This is a genomic window from Methylotuvimicrobium sp. KM2 (assembly GCF_038051925.1).
GTDB lineage: Bacteria > Pseudomonadota > Gammaproteobacteria > Methylococcales > Methylomonadaceae > Methylotuvimicrobium.
The window spans coordinates 1805875-1825555 of the sequence record NZ_CP150634.1 but is presented as its reverse complement, the minus strand read 5'-3'; the positions used below and the strand labels follow the sequence as shown (position 1 = coordinate 1825555).

Sequence of the window (19681 nt, the reverse complement as noted above, 5' to 3'; positions counted from 1 at the left end):
AGACAGCCTTATAAATCAATGCCTGACACCTTCTCATACATGACTTACGCTGAATAATTACAAAAATAAAATCAATATCCAGGTCGCCGCCGCCCAAACCAAAGAAAGCATGACAGCGGCCGAACCGATGTCCTTGGCCCGACCGGACAGTTCATGATGCTCGAAACCGACCCGGTCCACGACCGCCTCGACCGCCGAATTCAACAACTCCACCAATAAAACCAGGACGATGCTGCCGATAAGCAGCAATTTCTCGATGTTTGTCTCGCCGAGCCAAACGGCCAACGGCGTCGTGACTATAAACAACCAAACCTCTTGCCTAAACGCCTCTTCATGAAACCAAGTGGCCTTAAAGCCCGACAGCGAAAAGAAAAAAGCGTTTACGATGCGTTTAAAACCTTTTGCGTTTTGATTTGCCATAGTTTGATACAAGTTTCGGTAGATTAAAACGCCAGATTACACAAGCCTTTTGTCATTTTAATTACAATGATTTTACAGCGTCTTAATAAGCTTGATAATTTTTATAAGTCATTGTTTATTAATAATATTATATTCCGACCAATACTTGTTCGATTTGTAAAAACGCCTGCAAAGTCAAATTGTTGAGAATCTTCTCAAGACGCTATCCACAGAGTTATCCACAGATTTTGTGGATAAATGACAAGCGGACGTATCACTTACAAGCAAAGTACCGGCCAACTCACATCCTTTCTTTTTCAAGTTGCTATTCAAGTATGTAGCCCGTATGCAGCGTAGCGAAATACGAGAATGGCGTAGCCCCGAACTACCCGGATTGCGCTTCGCTCCATCCGGGCTACGCTACTTGGACCCGCCGGAAGCGGTCGGTAACGATTTAGCAGCGGTGACCTGTGCTTAGCTTGAGCGTATGACCGCCCCCCCCATAACGCGTCAAACAACGCTTTCTGCTTATTCGGCAATCAATTGACCGTAGGCCGAAGCATCCAGCAAGGAATCCAATTCTGCCGGATTGTCGGCCTTCACACAAAACAGCCAAGCGTCGTAGGCATCGTCGTTGACCTGCTCCGGCGCATCGGATAGTTCCTCATTAACCGAAACGACTTCCCCGGACACGGGGCTGAATAAATCCGAAGCGGTTTTGACCGACTCGACGACCGCGCATTGTTCGCCCGCTTTAACGACACGCCCGACCTTAGGCAGTTCGATAAAGACTAAATCGCCGAGCTCGGCTTGCGCAAATTCGGTAATACCGATGCGCACTACATTATCGCTTTCCAGTTTTGCCCATTCATGGGTTTTTGCATACTTTAAATTTTCCGGCAAATCGCTCATCGATAGTCCTCCGTTCAAAAATGCCTAACGGCGCAAACCGTAAAGAATAACGCGATCCATTATAAAAACAACAAATAATTTCGATTACCCGCCTTCCGGCCCTTATAATTTGCTTATGCCGTACATGAAATTCTCCTTTATTAACTTCGCCAGTCGCCCTATAACCTTGTTAGGCGAATTGAAATGGCCGACTTTGATTAGCCTAGCGCTTGCACTAAGCGCTAATGGCATTGCTTTTGCGGCGTCTCAAGACAAAGAAACAGCTCTCGTTCGAAGCGAAACCGATGATGACGACTACGGGGATGAAGGCACTCTGAACATAGACTCGGCCGCTCAAATTCGCTCCGGCCTGAAAACAATGAAACTCGAACCTTATCGGTATCGTCCGGAACTGACCGCGTACGGTAATGTCGTTGCGTTACAACCGCTGCTGGATTTGAGAAACCGTTACCTCGCAGCACTCAGCGGGCATGAGAGTGCCAAGTCTCGACTGACGCTGGCTCAACAATCGATCGACCGAACTCGGCTTTTACACCGTGGCGGCGCCGTTTCCGGGCGCAGTCTTCAAGAACAACAGTCGCAATGGCAGTCGGAACAAGCGATAACTCAAGGCAGCCGTCTACAAATCGAAACCGTTCGCAATGAGGCGGTACTCAATTGGGGCCAAGTGATTGCCGAATTGTTTCTTGATGCCAATACCGACACTCTGCGCCCCTATCTTTCCGGACAAAAGAATTTATTGCATATCTCGTTGCCGCCTAATAATAAACCGGTCGGTACGCTCGACGAAATCCAGGTCTCGCGCTACGGCGAGCGAAACCGAACCGAACCGGCGCGTTTTATATCGCCTGCACCGCAAACCGACCCGCTGACCCAAGGCGAAAGTTATTTTTTCGAAACCGAAAACGGCGAAATTCGAACCGGCATGCGCATCGCCGCCTTCATCCCATTACGCGAAAACGCCGAAGTCGGCGTGTTAATTCCGGTATCATCCGTCATTCGCCATCTCGGTCAAGCTTTCGTTTACGTCAAAACAGCCCCGGAACATTTTCAGCGACTGACCATTACCGAATTTATCGACACGGATGCCGGCTATTTCGTCACGGACGGTTTGCGGCCGAGCCAGGAATTAGTCGTAACTGGTGCGCAAATGCTGCTTTCGGAGGAATTCAAAAGCCAAATTCCCGATGATGAAGATGATGATGACGATGATTGATTTGCCGAACACCGAAACTCAGGGCGGCGCAAAATCTGTTTTAAAATGTTGAGCGCCTTAATACGCTTTGCGATCCGTCAATATGGCATCGTGATCGTCTCGGCAATAGTTCTATTCGTCTACGGCTTTTATCGTTTCGCCGTGGCAGGCCTCGATATTTTTCCGGAGTTCTCGCCGAAGCAAGTCGTCATCCAAACAGAAGCGCCCGGCTATTCCGCCGAGCAGGTCGAAACGCTGGTCACGCAAACGATTGAAAGCTCGATCTCGGGACTGATCGGCTTAAAAACGGTCCGCTCGGAATCGATACAAGGCTTATCGGTCGTGACCGCGCTTTTTGAAGAAAGCAGCGATATCCACCGAAATCGGCAAATGGTCGGCGAACGCCTGGCCGGTATCGCCAATCGTCTGCCGCAAGGCATCGGCCCGCCTCTTGCCGTGCCGCTGTCTTCGTCATCGGCAACGGTTTTGACGATCGGTCTCCATTCGGATCGGCAGGATTTAATGGCGCTGAGAAGCCTTGCCGATTGGACGATCGTGCCGCGATTAATGGCGGTCCCTGGCGTTGCCGATGTCAATGTATTCGGCGGTGAAATTCGGCAATTGCAAATTCAAGTCGACTCCGCCCGTTTGCAGCGCTTCGGCTTGGCGCTCGACGAAGTCGTTCAAGCTGCCTTGGAATCGACGAACCTTCAAGGCGGTGGTTTTATCGAAACCGACAACCAGCGTTTTAGCATCAAGCTTTCCGGCCAAAATCTCAGCCCCGAACGCCTACAAGATATTATTGTTAGACATACTCAAGGCCGAAGCATCAAACTCGCCGATGTCGCCGATATTCGCTATGGGCCGGAACCTCCGATCGGCGCCGCACAAATCATGGGCCATCCGGGTATCGTCATGATGGTCATCGGCCAATACGGCGCCAATACGCTCACCGTTTCGAAACAAGTCGAAAAAGCCTTGAGCGAATTCAATACACTATTCGCCAAGCAAGCGATCGATTTTTATCCGAACTTATTCCGTCCGGCCGATTACATCGAAACCTCGTTGCATAACTTATCGGGACATTTATTAATCGGCGGCTTGTGCGTTCTGATCGTGCTTTATCTATTTCTATTCGAAATACGGACCGCCTTCATCGCCGCGACGGCAATACCGGTATCGCTGATTGCCGCTGTTCTAGTGCTGCTCGAATTCGGCATCAATTTGAATATCATGGTCTTGGGCGGACTTGCCATTGCACTCGGCGAAGTCGTCGACGATGCGATCATCGATACCGAAAATATCTTTCGTCGACTCCGCGAAAATCGGCTTTCGGCAGCACCGCTCCCTGTTTCCGAAGTCATCTACTCCGCCTCGATGGAAGTCAGAGGCTCTGTGGTCTATGCCAGTTTTATCGTCGCCCTCGTTTTCGTACCGCTGCTAACTTTGACCGGCGTCGCCGGACGTCTATTTTCACCGCTGGGCATGTCCTACATTCTTGCCATACTCATGTCGCTAGTCGCGGCATTAACACTAACTCCGGCTCTGTGCTTCCTGTTATTGAGGAAAAACGACTCACGCGAAAAAGAACCGCCGCTGATCCGGTGCTTGAAACCGGTTTACCGGCGTTGTCTCGGTTTCGTTAGCCGGCATTTTAAATTAGCGATAGCGACTGCCGTGCTAATCTGTGTCGCCGGCCTGGCTGCATTGTTGTTCACGAATAGCCGATTTCTACCGCCGCTACGTGAAGGTCATTATATCGTGCATACCAGCAGTATTCCGGGCACGGCGCTGAAAGAGTCGATCCGAATCGGTACGAAAATCACCGAGCAATTTTTACAAATTCCGGGCATCGTTTCGGTTTCGCAATGGGCCGGGCGCGCGGAGCGTGGCGCCGATACCTACGGCAGTCATTACAGCGAATATGAAGTGCGCCTGGCGCCGATGTCCGGTCCGGAACAACAACAAGTCTTGGACCAACTGCGTAAGACTTTGATCGGAGTTCCGGGCATCGCGTTTGAAGCCAATACCTTTTTGACCGAACGGGTCGACGAAACCATTTCCGGCTATACGTCGCCACTTGCGATCAATGTTTTCGGCAATGACTTGGCAGCTCTCGATATGAAGGCTGCGGAAGTCGCTGGACTGTTAAGATCGATGCCGGGAGCAGCCGATGTGACGGTCCGCTCGCCGCCCGGCACGCCGATGTTCGAAATCCGCTTGCAATCGGACAAGCTGGCATTTTGGGGCATTCGCCCGGCGCACGTCATGAGTTCCGTACAAAGCGCCTATGAAGGCCGCATCGTCGGCAAACATCTCGAGGGTAACCGCATTGACAACATTGCGGTTACCCTCAATGCCAATCTCCGCAATAAGCCCGAAGCACTTAAAAAACTGCCGATACGCGCCCCGGACGGTACGCTCGTGACGCTCGGGCAAGTCGTCGCTATCGAGCAAAGCTCCGGACGATACAATATCCTGCATGAAGGAGCGCAAAGACGGCAGACCGTTACCGCGAACATTATCGGCCGGGATTACGAGTCGTTCGTCGCCGAATTGAAGCAAAGAGTATTCGGCGAAATCCAATTTCCGGCCGATATGTATCCGGAATTTACCGGCGCCGCGATCGAACAAGCCGAGGCCCGTCAAGAATTGATATTGCATTCGCTGTTGGCCGGTGCGGGCGTATTGATGCTCATCCACATTGCGATCGGCAGCTTTCGCCACACCGTATTGACACTCGTAAATCTGCCGTTTTCACTGATCGGCGGTGTTGCGGCGGTGTTATTGACCGGCGCGACACTATCGGTCGGTTCTGTCGTCGGTTTCATCACGCTGTTCGGAATCACAGTACGTAACAGCATTATGTTGATCGCCCATTATCGGCATCTAGTGCAAACCGACGGCAAAAGTTGGGATTTCGCCACGGCCATGCAAGGGGCGGAAGAACGGCTGCCGTCGATTCTAATGACCGCATTGGTCACCGCGCTAGCGATGCTGCCTATCGCACTGAATAGCGATAATCCGGGGCGCGAAATCATGGGGCCGATGGCGGCAATCATCATCGGCGGCTTGGCCTCCTCGACGCTACTCAACCTACTACTCATGCCGGTTATTTTGTTACGATTCGGCAGATTTCAGGGAAAACTTTAAGCGATGAACCTAGAAAAAGCATTTCACCATGAAGATCATGAAGAAGAAGTTATACCCTTCGTAGATCAAAATTCGGCACCGGGGTGCCCGTCAAAGGACGCCGACCCTTAGAATTAATAGCAGCATTTAAAATTTTGTGCGCTAAAATTTAAATCATCTTATCTTCATATCAAGTCTCATCCATGAAACTCAGAACGCAAATTTCACTTGGTTTCGCCGGCATCCTGGCTCTGTTATTACTGACATCCGGATTCGGAATTCAACGGCTTATTTCGCTAGTCGACGAAACTCGTAATGTCGTCGAAGCCGATAATCTGCGAACCGCTTTGGTCGAGCGCGAGGTCGATCATCTAAATTGGGCGGCCCAACTCAATGACTTTGTTTATGACGATCATGCGCATGATTTGAATATACAGTTGGATCATACGCAATGCGCCTTCGGAAAATGGTTTTACGGTCAGGAAAGACGGCACGCCGAATCGCGCTTTCCGGAATTAAAACCTCTACTCGCCGATGTCGAAGAACCGCACCGGCTCTTGCACGAATCGGCGAAATTAATCCGGGATGCGCGCGTCAACACGGCCCGAAACACTGACCTGAGCGACACTCAACAAACCAGCGCGCTATATAAAAACGAAACAGTGCCCAATCTCCAAAGCGTGCAGCATTATCTTGGGCAAATGCGCAACATCGTCAATGCTTCGGCAGCCGCCATTCAACAAGCCATGGAAAACGACAGCACTCAAGCTCGTTTCGTTTTGACTGTCATTACAATTGCTGCGGTTTTGGCGGGTATCATCCTTGCCACTGTCATCGTCAGATACATTCTTAAACAGCTCGGCGGCGAACCGGCGGAACTGGCGGCGATATCGAAACGTATGGCCTTTGGCGACTTGACGATGAAATTAGATGTCAAACCCGGCGACCAGGAAAGCTTGTATGCATCGATGGCGGAAATGATCAACAACCTTAAGCAAACGGTTGAGGAAGTCAGAAACCGTGCGGATTATTTGACCAGTGCCGCGAACGAAGTCAGCGCGACCTCGCAGAGCCTTAGCCAAAGCGCCACGGAACAAGCCTCGGGACTGGAGGAAACGACTTCCAGCTTGGAACAACTGACCGCATCGGTGCAACACAATAGCGAAAATGCTGTCGCAACCAGCAAAATCGCGACAGGAACGGCAATGGAAGCACAACAAGGTGGCGATGCGGTATCTCGGACCGTGCAGGCAATGCGCGAAATTGCCGATAAAATCGAGATTATCGAAGACATTGCCAGAAAAACCAATTTGCTCTCGCTCAATGCCGCGATCGAAGCGGCTCGCGCCGGCGAACACGGGCGCGGCTTTTCGGTCGTCGCATCGGAAGTTCGAAATCTCGCCGAAAATAGCCGCAAAGCCGCGGAACAAATCGGCGAACTGGCCACCGACAGCGTCGATATCGCCAACCAAGCCGGGCAATTGCTACAACAAATCGTTCCGGATATCGGCAAAACCGCAACCTTGATCGAAGAAATCACATCCGCCAGTAACGAACAAGCATCGGGCTTGGCCCAAATCAACGAAGCGATGACGCAGCTGGACAAGGCCACCCAACAAAATGCCGCCGCTTCCGAACAGCTTGCGGCGACGGCCGAAGAACTTTCCGGCAATGCCGAGGAACTTCAGCAAGCCATGGCTTTTTTCAAAGTCGATGATGACGTCCAAAACCGTTAATTCTAAATTCGGCAGTTTAACCATGAAGCACATGAAGTTCATGAAGTCTTTCAACAGCTTGCCATAAAATAGTAGATAACGTTACTGTGAAAGTTCGTGGATTTGAAATCTTAATCTAGTTTTTCGATATTTAATACAATGCCGGTTCCGAAGAGGGTGCGGTTGCTCGACCGACCGACAGACGTCGGCGTTCTGTCGGGCGAGTAACCGCGCCCTCCCCACCCGAGAACTTTCATTTGCCGGGGCGATGGCTAGCGGGTAGGTCGGGTTAGGCGTAGCCGTAACCCGACTATCCGGAAACGTCGGGTTACGCTGGCGCTAACCCGACCTACGCGGCTTAATCTAGTTTTTCGATATTCAACACAATGCCGGTTCCGAAGAGGGGGGCGGTTGCTCGATCGACAGGCGTCGGCGGTAGGGATAGCCGCCGTCGAGCCTACATGGACGTATTCACCCAGCACCTAAATTCCATAGCTCATTGGCTTTGGTAAACTATCTTGGATAATTCATCCAGCACCTAAATAAGCCATGATTTTGAATCATTGCCAAAGACCTATGGAATTTAGGTGCTGGATTTAGGTGCTGGGTTCACGGCGTCCTATCGGGCGAGTGACCGCACCCTCCCCACCCCAGAGAGCTTTCATTTACCGGGACGATGGCTAGGCCTTCATGAACGTTACTGTGAAAGTTCGCGGATTTGAAACGCGGATTCAACTAACGAGTGCAATGCCCTACGAATCCCGCAATAGCTCGATTAGAGCCGAGAACTCATTCAAACCTTGCTTGATTTCGACAATATCGAAACTATCGATATGCCGTTCGAGACGTTCAGCATAGTCAAGGACTGGGGTAAACCGGTGACGCTCGCCGATTGCCGACACGTTTTCGGCAAATGCTTTCATTGCCGAAATATTATTATTAGAGGCCGCCTGCTCGCATTGAGGACTCAATTTTTCCAAGGCCGCCAACACTTCAGGCAATATCGCCCGTTGATCTTCAGTCAATAACACTTGAACCGGATCAGCTCGATCCTCCTCATCCCTATCGAACGGTAAAAATTTGGCCAGTTCTTCAATCAAGCTGGCTTTCAACACCGGTTTTCTCAGATAAGCGTCGAAGTGCGCGGTTTTTACCCGGTCGTATTCGTCTTTCATGACCGACGCGGTCAACGCGATAATCGGCGTATCGCTAACCGATTTTATTATCTCGGCCGCCTCATAGCCGTTCATCACCGGCATACGAATGTCCATCAATATCAAATCGACAGTCTGCCGTTTAACCGCTTCGACGGCATCCCTCCCGTTTTCGGCCGTCAAGACAGTCAAAGCCGTTCCGGAAAAATTCTCCTGCAATAAACGCCGATTATTTTCGATATCGTCGACGACCAAAACCGTTGCCGGGTGAAACCGGATTTTTTGATGACTCGTCCCGATCGGCATTGGTTCGGATTCTTCGATGGACGCGATATCGACATTGTAAAGCCTGACGGTAAACCTGGAGCCTTCGCCCAAACGGCTACTCACAGTAATCTCGCCACCCATCATTTCGACCAAACGACGGCTGATCGCAAGCCCTAAACCGGTACCGCCGTATTTACGAATATCCTGCCCTTCCGATTGCTCGAATTCTTGAAAAATAACTTGTTGATGTTCCTGTGAAATGCCGATACCGGTATCCTCGACATCGATACATAAATCCAATCGACTACGAATCTCGTCTTCATTAGCGGTACGCGCAATCAAACGAATATGACCCTGATCGGTAAATTTCACGGCATTGCCGATTAAATTGAATAGCACTTGACGCAAACGCGTGGCGTCGAGCACCAAGCTGTTCGGAATGGCGGGGTCGACATTTAAAATCAATGCCAAATTTTTTTCCCTCATTTTCATCGTAAAAATTCCGCCCAGTTCGGCAAATAATTGATGCGGATTGCAAGCTTGCTTTTCGATACTGAGTTTACCGGCCTCGATTTTCGATAAATCCAGAATATCGTTGATCAATGCCAGCAGGCTTTGTCCGGCGGCTTTGATCGTTTTCACGAAAGATTTGAGATGGGGTTCCTTGATTTGCTCGTCGAGCAATTCGGTAAAACCGATAATCGCATTCATCGGCGTTCGGATTTCATGACTCATGTTCGCAAGAAAACGGGATTTGGCTTGATTGGCCGATTCCGCCTGCTCCTTGGCGTTGGCCAGCGCGATTTCAGCATTTTTTCGCTCGCTGATATCCCAGCTCACCCCAATGATTTTCCCCGGTTTATTGTCGTCGCCAATAATTCGGCTGGCGCTGTAAAGTGTGCGAATGATACCGTCCGGACGAATAACCCGGTATTCCTTATGAGCTTGATCATCGCGTTGTTGTAACTGACTGATCGAGCAATGAACCAGCGACCGGTCTTCCGGATGGATACGTTCTATCCATTCGGTAAAGGCAAGACTCGGCTGTTTCGGTAAACCGTATATGTCGAACATCCTTTCGTCGAACAGCAAATAGGGTTCGCCGGTCAAATTTAGCTCCCAAACGCCGATTGATGCAATTCCGGCCGCGAGCGTTAGCCGTTCGTTCAATAATGCGACTTTTTGTTCGCTCTGCTTTCGCCGAACCACTTCGTCGGCCAAACGCCGGTTCCAAAAGAACACGAACGCCAATATCAGTAAAAAGCCCCCAACGATCCACGCGATCAAACGATAATCGATTTTTTCGGCAATACTTTTGCTTGCCCAAGCATTGCGTATTTTCTGTTGTTCGCTTGGTCCGATCGCATGTAAGGCGCGATTTAACAGCGGAGCCAGTTGTGCCTGCTTCGCAGCAACTACGAAACCCAGCTCGCTGGTAAATTCGGTTTTACCGACGATCCGGATATTATGGATGCCTTGGTCAGCAATTTGGTAACCGGCTGCGGCTAGCGTACAAAACAGTGCCTCTACCTTGCCTGTCGAAACCGCAGTCAAACCTTCGGCGACCGAATCCACATAATGAAAATCGATTTCCGGATAATGATCGGCAATGGTCGCTGCATAAGCGTAACTCTTGACGATCGCCAATCGGCGATGCCGAATTTGCCGGATACTATCGACATAGGGCTCTCGATCGCTCATCACAATCACGACTGGACTACTGAAAAAGGAATCGCTAAAAACCAAGCGTTTATCGTCTAAACTATCCAGCGCTTCAAACACGATATCGACTTCGCCGTGTTCGATTTTTTGGTTGGCTTCGCGCCACGATTCAACCGGAATAATGTCTAACTCGATACGGAGTATTTTGGCAACCCATGCTAAATAGTCCGCCGCCATGCCGATATATCGGCCCTGGTGATCGACGCTTTCGTAAGGCATCCTATTTCTCTTGGCGGCAATTCGAATCACCGGATGTTCGGCCAACCATTTTTGCTCGTCCGCGGTCATAGCGACCGTTCGCCCCTTAAACCTGGGGTCGAACCATTGGTCTTGCAATTCTTGTTTTTCCTGTTCGGGAATCGCTGCAAGCGCTTTGTTCAAAATCGAATGCAACTCCGGCAAATCCGTACGTACTGCCATGTGCAATTGCTGAGCCTCGCCGGGAGACAATACCTTAAACGGACGAATCGTCGTAATCGCATTGCGTTTCAGCCAATAGGTGATAACCGAATGCGCATCGACCAGTAAATCCGCTTTTCTCTCGATGACGCTTTGAAAAGCTCCCATTAGATCCTCGGCTTCGAGAATATTCAGTTCCGGGAACATGCTTTTTATGGTGTCATCATGTAAAAAGCCTTTCGGTATCGCGATCGTTTTGCCGGCTAAATCCGCCAGGGACTTGGCTGGGACATCTTCATGAATGAAAAAATAATCCAGCATCCACTGGTAAGGTTCGGTAAAAAGCATATAATCGGCGCGTTCTTCGGAATAATAAAGCGATGGCAATAAGTCTATTTCGCGTTGCCGAAATTTATGCAACAGATTATTCCATTCGTCGATCTCCGCTTCGAAAATCAAGCCGGTATATTGCGCAATCAATTGCAACATATCCCGGCTCAAGCCGGTATGAGCGCCGTTGCGATCGACAAAATCGTAAGGCGCCCAATCCCGCTCTCCACCGTATCGGACCACCGGGTTGCGTTTTATCCAGGCCCGCTCTTTCGCCGAAAAAGCCAATACAGGACCGGTCTCGGCATTCGGCAAGCGGTAAAAAAAATCATCCCCGATACGACTGTGCTCGACAAAACCCAAACGTTGATAATCCTCGGCCGTCAAACGATAACGCTTAGGATCGACCGAGCCTAACTGTATCAACTCCGGAATAATCATCTGCCGGGTCATATGCGCTTCATACTCCAGATACGCTCGGGAAAGCTTAGGGTTATAACGAGCGATAATCAGCTCGATGATTTCCTCCGGGTGATCGAGCGCGTACTGCCAACCTTTGAGCGTCGCCCGGCTGATTTTTTCGACTCGCTCGGGATGCTCAATAATTTCATTGCGGGTGGTAAATAAATTGTCTCCGTAATAATCGGTTCCATAATTTTGCGGATTAATGACATTGACTTCAATTCCTTGCTCTTTTAGAAGAAACGGTTGGGAAGACGCGTAGGCGGTAACGACATCGATCTTGCCGTCGATTAAATCCTGATAGGAGTCACCGGTTGCCTTGATCCGTTGAACTTTATTGAGATCGCCGAGGGTTTTCAGCAGCAGCGCATTCAACGCCGCATCGCCGCGACTGGATAAGTCGAGCGCGACCTTTTTGCCGATCATTTCATAAGGACTGACAATGCCCGAATCACGGCGTGCTATAAATACCAGCGGAGAATGTTGAAAGAATTGATTGATCAGAACGACCGGATCGCCCTGTAAATGATAGATCAGCAAAGTGCTATCGGTTACGCCGTATTCCGACTCCCCGCCGAGGACTTGCTTAACGAAGTCTTTCGAATAATCGATTTCCTTTAACTGAACTTCGAGTCCCTCGTCCCGGTAAAAACCTTTCTCGATAGCCGCATAGTAGCCGGCAAATTGAAAGCCATGTTCCCAGCGCAATTGAATACTGACCGAGTCTAGCGCCGATTCGTCTCCTGCTGCGTGTGCGCTGCTTAAAAATAGATAAAAGAAGCACAACAAAATGACAATAGCGCTTTTTAAAAGCATCGGCGGCATTGAACCGACACTCACTTTAAATCGGCGATTGCAAAAAACTCATCGACATGATCCAGGAAAATATCGACCAATTCCGGGTCGAACTGCGTTTCGCGATGTCCCTCAATGTAATCGACAACCCGATCGCGACTCCAAACGGCTTTATAACATCGTGCATGAGTCAACGCATCGAACACATCGGCTAATGCGACGATTCGACCGTAAATATGAATATCGTTACCCTTCAATCCGCGCGGATATCCGCTACCGTCCCATTTCTCATGATGTTCGTGAGCGATGACGGCAGCGGATTTAATGATTCTTCGATCCGAACGGCATAGTAGTTGATAACCGTTAGTAGTATGCGACTTGATGACATTAAATTCCTCCTCGGTCAATCGTCCCGGCTTATTCAATATTTCCCTGGGTATCATCATCTTGCCGATATCATGCATAGGGGAGGCATGATACAACATATCCATATCGTGAACGGAGAGACTTTTATGATATTTAGCCAACAATGCTGAAATCTCGGACAAACGCTTGATATGTTTTCCCGTTTCATCCGAAGTCGACTCCATCAATTCGGTCAGCATAAAGATCATCTCTTTTTGATTTTCTTCCAACTCCGTAAGTAAGCGGACTCGCTCATAAGCGACCTTTGCTTCCAATGCGATATTATGTTCATGCAGTAATTTTTTTGCATGAAACAAGTCGATATGCGTCTTGACGCGCGCCAATAATTCATCGGCATGAAAAGGTTTGGTTATATAGTCGACGCCGCCGACAGAAAAGCCTTTCGCTACTGAATCGACATCGACACGGGCGGTCAAAAAAATAATCGGCACATCCTGATAGCGCGGATTAGTTTTTAAAATTCGGCAGACTTCAAAGCCTTCCATGCCCGGCATCATAATATCCAACAGAATCAAATCGAACGGCGCAGGATTATCTCGAATGAGTCGCAACGCTTCCTCTCCGCTGCCGGCAAACGAGAGATCGTAATTGTCTTCCTTTAAAAAGTTCATGGCGACACGAATGTTATCGATGACGTCATCGACAATCAGAATACGATTGAATGTAAGCATAGGGTGTGTTCGATTGCTTCATGAAATGTGCTATTAAGCGTAGCAATCAAATCCGAAATTGTCTATGGTCAATGTTGAGCAATCAATGACTTGCCGATTTGAATGATTTTTAAATTATATAAAGGGTTTTTATTGCAAATCGCGGCGGCATAGCTTGGACTCAATAAGGCTATCGCTGGTTATGATTGAAACAACAGTATTACAAAATAATGCCCAATTGAATCATGAATCGCCATTCCAATTTTTTATCAATAACTTACTAACTATAAATAGTAAGAATAGGTTTCCGGGAACCGAACTGCCTAAAACTTGCCCATACTCAATACAAAACCATCTATAATTTATTACAAATTACGGGCGTAAAACGCTTTCCGTACTCTTACTCATTCATGAATCTCATTGTGCAACTGATTATCCCATTTATTTTACTTTTTTTAACGATGCCGTCGGTTGCCGCTGATTCAACGATCGACTCGGCTGCAGCATCGGTTCCGGTAAGCACTATAACTTTGAATCCAGAAGAACAGAAGTGGCTGGAAAAGCATAAAAAAATCCGAATCGCTTTCGACGGAGACTTTCCTCCATTTAGCTTTGTCAATGATGAAGGCATTGTCGAAGGCGTTGCTGTTGAAATCATTAGTCTACTTAGCCGGCGATTAGGCATTGACTTCGAAATTTATCCGCAAACCGAATGGAACCGAATTTACGAAGCAGCCGTCGCAAGAAAAACCGATGTCGTGGCAACGATGGTTAATAGACCGGAGCGTCGTACATGGTTTTTCTTTACTCAACCCTATCTCAACAAATCGCTAGTCATCATTGCCCGAAAAGACAATTTCACCATCAAGCGCCGCACCGATATCGCCGGCAAAAAAATCGCCCTGGTCGACAATTATCAATATGTCGACCGAGTTCGCGAAGAATTTCCTTCGATCAAAATACATGCGGTCGAATCTTTCCTCGAAGGACTTAAAGCAGTTGCTAACCGGCAAGCGGACGCAGCAATCACTTTTACCGGAACAGGTCATTTTTTAATCGATAAACACCAACTCAACGATCTTAATATAGCGGCGTTCTATGATCACAACAGCGCAAACGAAAGTATCGCGATACGTAAGGATTGGCCGGAATTGGCTTCGATATTACAAAAAGGACTCGATTCGCTCAGCTCCGATGAAAAACAGGCGATCTTCGAAAAATGGGTGCCCAAGGTTGAAACGGTAGTCACCGACTATGTCCTGATCGGAAAAATTGTCGCTGCATTCGCATTCGTGCTTCTCATCATGTTGCTTTGGATTGTTCAAGTCCGAAGACAAAACCGCCGTATCGAACAATCCAAGGATGAAGTGTTGCTCGCCAATCAACAGTTAGTCAATCTACAAAACGAACTGGAAAACTTGGTCGAGCAACGGACTGCCGAACTTAAAGCCAGCGAACAAAAATACCGTAGCTTAGTCGAGAATCTGCGTCATGAGTATTTTTTCTATCGCCAAGACCCTTCGGGATTACTGACTTATGTGAGCCCCTCGGTCAGTAATATACTCGGCTACAGTACGGAAGAGTTTATCGCCAATCACCGCGAATTCCTGACCGACAACCCCGCTAATTTAAATATCGATAAAAACACGGATTTATGCTTAAAAGGCATGCCTCAACCGCCTTACGAAGTCGAGGTTTACGATAGTAATGGTTATATTCATTGGCTTGAAGTCATGGACTCGCCCGTATTTGACCAAAACGGCCAATGCATAGGCGTCGACGGTATTGCACACGATATTACCGAGCGTAAAGAAACGCATGAATTACTCACATCCCTTTCTTATTACGACGACCTGACCGGTCTAGCTAATCGGCGCTTATTCGCCGATCGCCTACAACAAGCGATCAATCTTGCGCACCGGAACAAAGCTTCGATTACGCTGTTTTATCTTGACCTGGATAAGTTTAAATCGATCAATGACACGCTCGGTCATGCAGCAGGAGACGAAGTTCTTAAGGAAACGGCGCAAAAAATACTGTCGGTCATACGCGATTCCGATATTGCAGCCCGCATGGGCGGAGATGAATTCGTCATTCTCCTACCTGATTCCGACGCCCAAGCCGCCCTATCGGTCGCTGAAAAGCTCATTAAAGTCTTGCAACAGCCTTATTACATCGGCGAACAAATGCTGACCGTGGGAAGCAGCATCGGCGTTTCTGTATATCCGGACAACGGCACCGACGGCGATAGCCTAATCAATCATGCCGATACCGCGATGTTTCACGCCAAGAAAGAAAAATTAGGTTATGCCTTTTATTCCGAGGACATGCAACCGGCTTTCATAAGCTCCGAACAATTGACCGAAGACTTGGCGAAAACCGTTAAACATTGTCTGCGAATAGGCCGGACAACCCCGGCAAATCCGTTGGAAAATACTCAAACCCCAAGCGCGAACGGTCACTTTTTGATTTATTATCAAAGTCGACACGCATTGTTCAACAGCGGCATCATCGGTTTCGAGAGTTTAGTCCGCTGGTATCATCCCGAACAAGGCATCTTGTCGCCATCGGAATTTTTACCGATCGCCGAAAAATCCGGCTTAATCGATAAAATTACCGACTGGGTGGTCAGACAAGTCTGTAGTCAGGCGTTGGCTTGGGAAAAGATGAACCTCAGACCCGCCAAAATCAGCATTAATCTTTCGCTCAATCAAATTCAACAACAGAACTTGGTAGAAAGAATCCTACGCGATATCGATACCCTCGGAGCAACTACGAATTGGCTGGAAATTGAGATTAAACAGAGTACGATCATGCAGGATATCGATCTTGCGGTGAATATCATCGATCAACTAAATGCTGCGGGCCTGTCGGTCGCAATAGACGATATCAATTCCGACTCGCCTATTTTGGAGCGGCTCGATTCCCTTCCGGCGCAAACCATTAAAATCGATCGAGCACTGATTCGAACCCTACCCGTCAATATCAAAAATGCGGACAGCGTCATATCGATCATCAATAAAGCGCACGCTCATGGTAAAGCCGTTACGGCGGAAGGAGTAGAAAGTGAAAACCAATTGGATTTTCTCAAAGCAAACCACTGCGATAACGTGCAAGGATTCTATTTCAGCAAGCCTCTACCAGCAACCGATGCAGAAAACTTTCTCAAGAGTTTGTCATGGTTTCTTGATAAAAACGACTAGATTAGGACTTACGCATTGACAAAAATATGTAATTAAAATTCATATGCTTATATGTTTCAGTGAAGGATTTTTGATTTAATTCCTCTGTAAAAATTACGGATTTCAAGTTTTAGATAAATTTTTAATATATTGATATTTAACAACTAAATTTTATCAAAAAGTAGTCACCATAGGCTTTCATGACTACTTTCTGCTGTCAATGCGTAAGTCCTATAGATTACACCTATCCACACTTCAAATTTCGGAACTGACATATATTTATCGCTACCGAAATTTGATTAGGAACGAGTATTAAATAACTTTGACAACTGCTGTAAGGGGGCTAGGTGGCCATACGCATCAAGCTAAAAACGGCCAACGCATTCGCTCTTTCCCAGGTTACTATTAAAGCGCGTAGCCCGTATGCAGCGTAGCGGAATACGGGAATGGCGTGGCTCCGAACCTCCCGGATTGCGCTACGCTCCATCCGGGCTACGCGGCTGTCCACACTTCAAATTTCGGAATTGAAATATCTATCGTTACCAAAATTTGATTAGCAATGTGACATATATTTACTCTGTTCATCAAGACATACATCGGGCCGGCAAACCACCTCCACTGCAAAGACCAACACCCCAATTCCATTGAAAATGCTTTATCATAGCGCACTCGAAACAGCATACTCTTACAGTCGATAATAATAATGAACACCCCGTCACTCTCTTTACAAGACCGCAGACTCTCGCTCATTCTGCTTTTCGCCGCGACGCTATTCACCAGCGCCACACTGATGTTTAGCCTACAACCGATGTTCGGCAAGCTGATTTTGCCTAAATTGGGCGGCACGCCCGCGGTTTGGAATACCTGCATGGTGTTTTATCAAAGCATCCTATTCCTAGGCTATATGTATGCGCATTTTTTATCGACTCGCCAAGACACTCGGCGACAGCTTCAGATCCATGCCGCCGTCCTATTGATCAGCCTGTTGATATTGCCGGTCGCTTTGCCGGATGATCTATCGCCTCCGACCGAGAGCAACCCGACGTTATGGCTGCTTGGCACACTTTTCCTGGCGATCGGCCTGCCCTTCTTTGTCGTTTCGACCACAGCGCCTCTGTTGCAAAAATGGTTCGCGCAAGTCGGCCACCACACCAGTCACGACCCTTATTATCTTTATGCCGCAAGCAATGCCGGAAGCCTGTTGGCCTTATTAAGCTACCCATTTGTGATCGAACCGAATATCGGATTGGCTTTGCAACAAATCGTTTGGAGCGGCGGCTATGCAGTCTTATGTTTGATGATTGCCGGTTGCGGGTGGAGCTTGTGGCAAAACACGCCGCGAACGGACGCATCGGCACAGGAAGACATCCTGCTGTCCCCTGAGCTCGACAACAAAACCCGCCTGCATTGGCTCGCCTTGGCCTTCGTGCCTTCGAGCTTACTGTTGGGCTTGACTAACTTTATCAGCACCGATATCGCATCGGTGCCGTTGCTGTGGATCATTCCGCTAACGCTCTATTTGCTGTCTTTCATCATCGTGTTTTCGAAATGGAACCTAAAAACACATCCGATCATGACGGCACTGCAGCCGGTAATATTGCTACCCTTTATCGCTTATTCGTTCATCAATCCGGCAATCTTGCCCTATTGGCTCGATCTGGTACTGCATTCGACCGCCTTTTTCCTGGCCATCATGGTTTGTCACGGCGAACTAGCCAGACTACGCCCCCATACGCGGCATTTGACCGACTTTTATTTGATCATGTCGTTCGCCGGCATGCTCGGCGGCATGTTCAACACCTTTGTCGCACCGTTCGTTTTCAATGCGGTTTACGAATATCCAATCATGATCATTGCGGCATTACTGCTGCGCCCCGGATTGGATATCTCGACCGGTTACCGCTGGACTATGCAAGCCGTTTTTCCGGCCATCGTGATTGCCTGCGGATTGATCATCTATTTAACGGTAGACGATCTGCCGCAATATCTCGACACGATCGGCACAGGCTTGATTCTATTGGCTGGCCTGACTTATGCGTTCAGAAATCAGCCCTTATCTTTGGCCTTGCTGGCGGGAACATTAATCTTCTTCACGCAGGGTTTGCATGGTTTGGTGTCCAACACGATTTTTCAGGATCGAACCTTCTTTGGCGTACTGTCTGTGCGTGAAAATGTTTTACTCGATGAACAAAACCGTCCGGAAAAATACCGCGAGCTGTTTCATGGCACGACCAAGCACGGAGCGCAACGCTTGGCAGCCCATTTGGAAACTGTTCCGTTGACCTATTACAGCCGCCCCGGGCCGATGGGCCAGTTATTTAAAAGCTATGACGAGCAAAACGGCGATTGGGTCATCGGTGCGGTCGGCCTCGGCGCCGGCGCATTGGCTTGTTACGCCAAGGATAATCAACAATGGACTTTTTACGAGATCGACCCGCTGGTCGTCGAAATAGCCGAAAATCCGGACTATTTCACTTATCTGAAACGCTGTGCCCGCAATTTGACCCATAATATCGGCGATGCTCGACTATCTCTGGCGGAAGAACCGGACCGCAAGTTCGATCTTTTGATCATGGATGCATTCAGCTCGGATGCCGTACCAACCCACCTGTTGACACGCGAAGCGCTCGATTTGTATTTCGAAAAACTCAAACCGAATGGTATTTTGGCGTTTCATATCACCAATCGCCATCTGGCCTTGAAGAAAGTGCTGGCCGACCATGCCAAACAAATGCAATTAGCCGCATTGATTCAGGAATTTAAAACGGACGGCTCGATTCCGTTGGTCACGGCCACCGATTGGGTCGTGATGGCGAAAGACGAGAAGCTATTGAACCCGCTCATCGCCAGTCGACTCGGAAGCTGGGAAAAAATGCCGTTGTATTTCGACATGCGGCCCTGGACCGATGATTTTACGAATATCATCAGCATTTGGAAGTAA

Annotated in this window: 10 protein-coding genes; 6 read left to right on the top strand and 4 right to left on the bottom strand. The window is 48.6% G+C overall.

Features of this window, described 5'->3' with window-relative positions; genetic code table 11:
* Window positions 1–57: 57 nt before the first annotated feature.
* Window positions 58–420, bottom strand: coding sequence for a diacylglycerol kinase (locus tag WJM45_RS07750; protein WP_341328386.1), 363 nt, complete (start codon window positions 418–420; stop codon window positions 58–60).
* Window positions 421–745: 325 nt separating this feature from the next.
* Here WJM45_RS07750 and WJM45_RS07745 point away from each other — a divergent pair, with 325 nt between their 5' ends.
* Window positions 746–877, top strand: coding sequence for a hypothetical protein (locus WJM45_RS07745; protein ID WP_341328385.1), 132 nt, complete (start codon window positions 746–748; stop codon window positions 875–877).
* 50 nt (window positions 878–927) lie between these two features.
* Here WJM45_RS07745 and gcvH read toward each other — a convergent pair whose 3' ends face one another.
* On the bottom strand, window positions 928–1311 hold the full coding sequence (gene gcvH / locus WJM45_RS07740) for a glycine cleavage system protein GcvH (RefSeq protein WP_341328384.1): 384 nt from the start codon (window positions 1309–1311) through the stop codon (window positions 928–930).
* Window positions 1312–1435: 124 nt separating this feature from the next.
* On the opposite strand from gcvH, the gene WJM45_RS07735 reads away from it, so the two are divergent.
* The 3 genes from WJM45_RS07735 (at window position 1436) to WJM45_RS07725 (ending at window position 7374) form a co-directional block, all read left to right on the top strand.
* Window positions 1436–2527, top strand: coding sequence for a hypothetical protein (locus tag WJM45_RS07735; protein ID WP_341328383.1), 1092 nt, complete (start codon window positions 1436–1438; stop codon window positions 2525–2527).
* A 45-nt stretch (window positions 2528–2572) separates the two neighbouring features.
* The gene (locus WJM45_RS07730; RefSeq protein WP_341328382.1) at window positions 2573–5659 is read left to right on the top strand and encodes an efflux RND transporter permease subunit; all 3087 of its coding nucleotides are present in this window, start codon (window positions 2573–2575) and stop codon (window positions 5657–5659) included.
* Window positions 5660–5841: 182 nt separating this feature from the next.
* Window positions 5842–7374, top strand: a complete 1533-nt coding sequence (locus tag WJM45_RS07725; protein WP_341328381.1) for a methyl-accepting chemotaxis protein — start codon at window positions 5842–5844, stop codon at window positions 7372–7374.
* A gap of 731 nt (window positions 7375–8105) precedes the next feature.
* Here the strand turns inward: WJM45_RS07725 and WJM45_RS07720 are convergent.
* Both WJM45_RS07720 and WJM45_RS07715 read right to left on the bottom strand, forming a co-directional pair.
* On the bottom strand, window positions 8106–12512 hold the full coding sequence (locus WJM45_RS07720) for a transporter substrate-binding domain-containing protein (protein WP_341328380.1): 4407 nt from the start codon (window positions 12510–12512) through the stop codon (window positions 8106–8108).
* Between the two features lie 11 nt (window positions 12513–12523).
* Window positions 12524–13579: an HD domain-containing phosphohydrolase gene (locus tag WJM45_RS07715; protein ID WP_341328379.1), complete on the bottom strand. Its 1056-nt coding sequence runs from the start codon at window positions 13577–13579 to the stop codon at window positions 12524–12526.
* Between the two features lie 389 nt (window positions 13580–13968).
* Here WJM45_RS07715 and WJM45_RS07710 point away from each other — a divergent pair, with 389 nt between their 5' ends.
* Together WJM45_RS07710 and WJM45_RS07705 are read left to right on the top strand one after the other, a co-directional pair.
* Window positions 13969–16761, top strand: coding sequence for an EAL domain-containing protein (locus WJM45_RS07710; protein WP_341328378.1), 2793 nt, complete (start codon window positions 13969–13971; stop codon window positions 16759–16761).
* A gap of 682 nt (window positions 16762–17443) precedes the next feature.
* Window positions 17444–19681 (top strand): fused MFS/spermidine synthase, encoded by a 2238-nt coding sequence (locus WJM45_RS07705; protein ID WP_341328377.1) that lies wholly within the window; start codon window positions 17444–17446, stop codon window positions 19679–19681.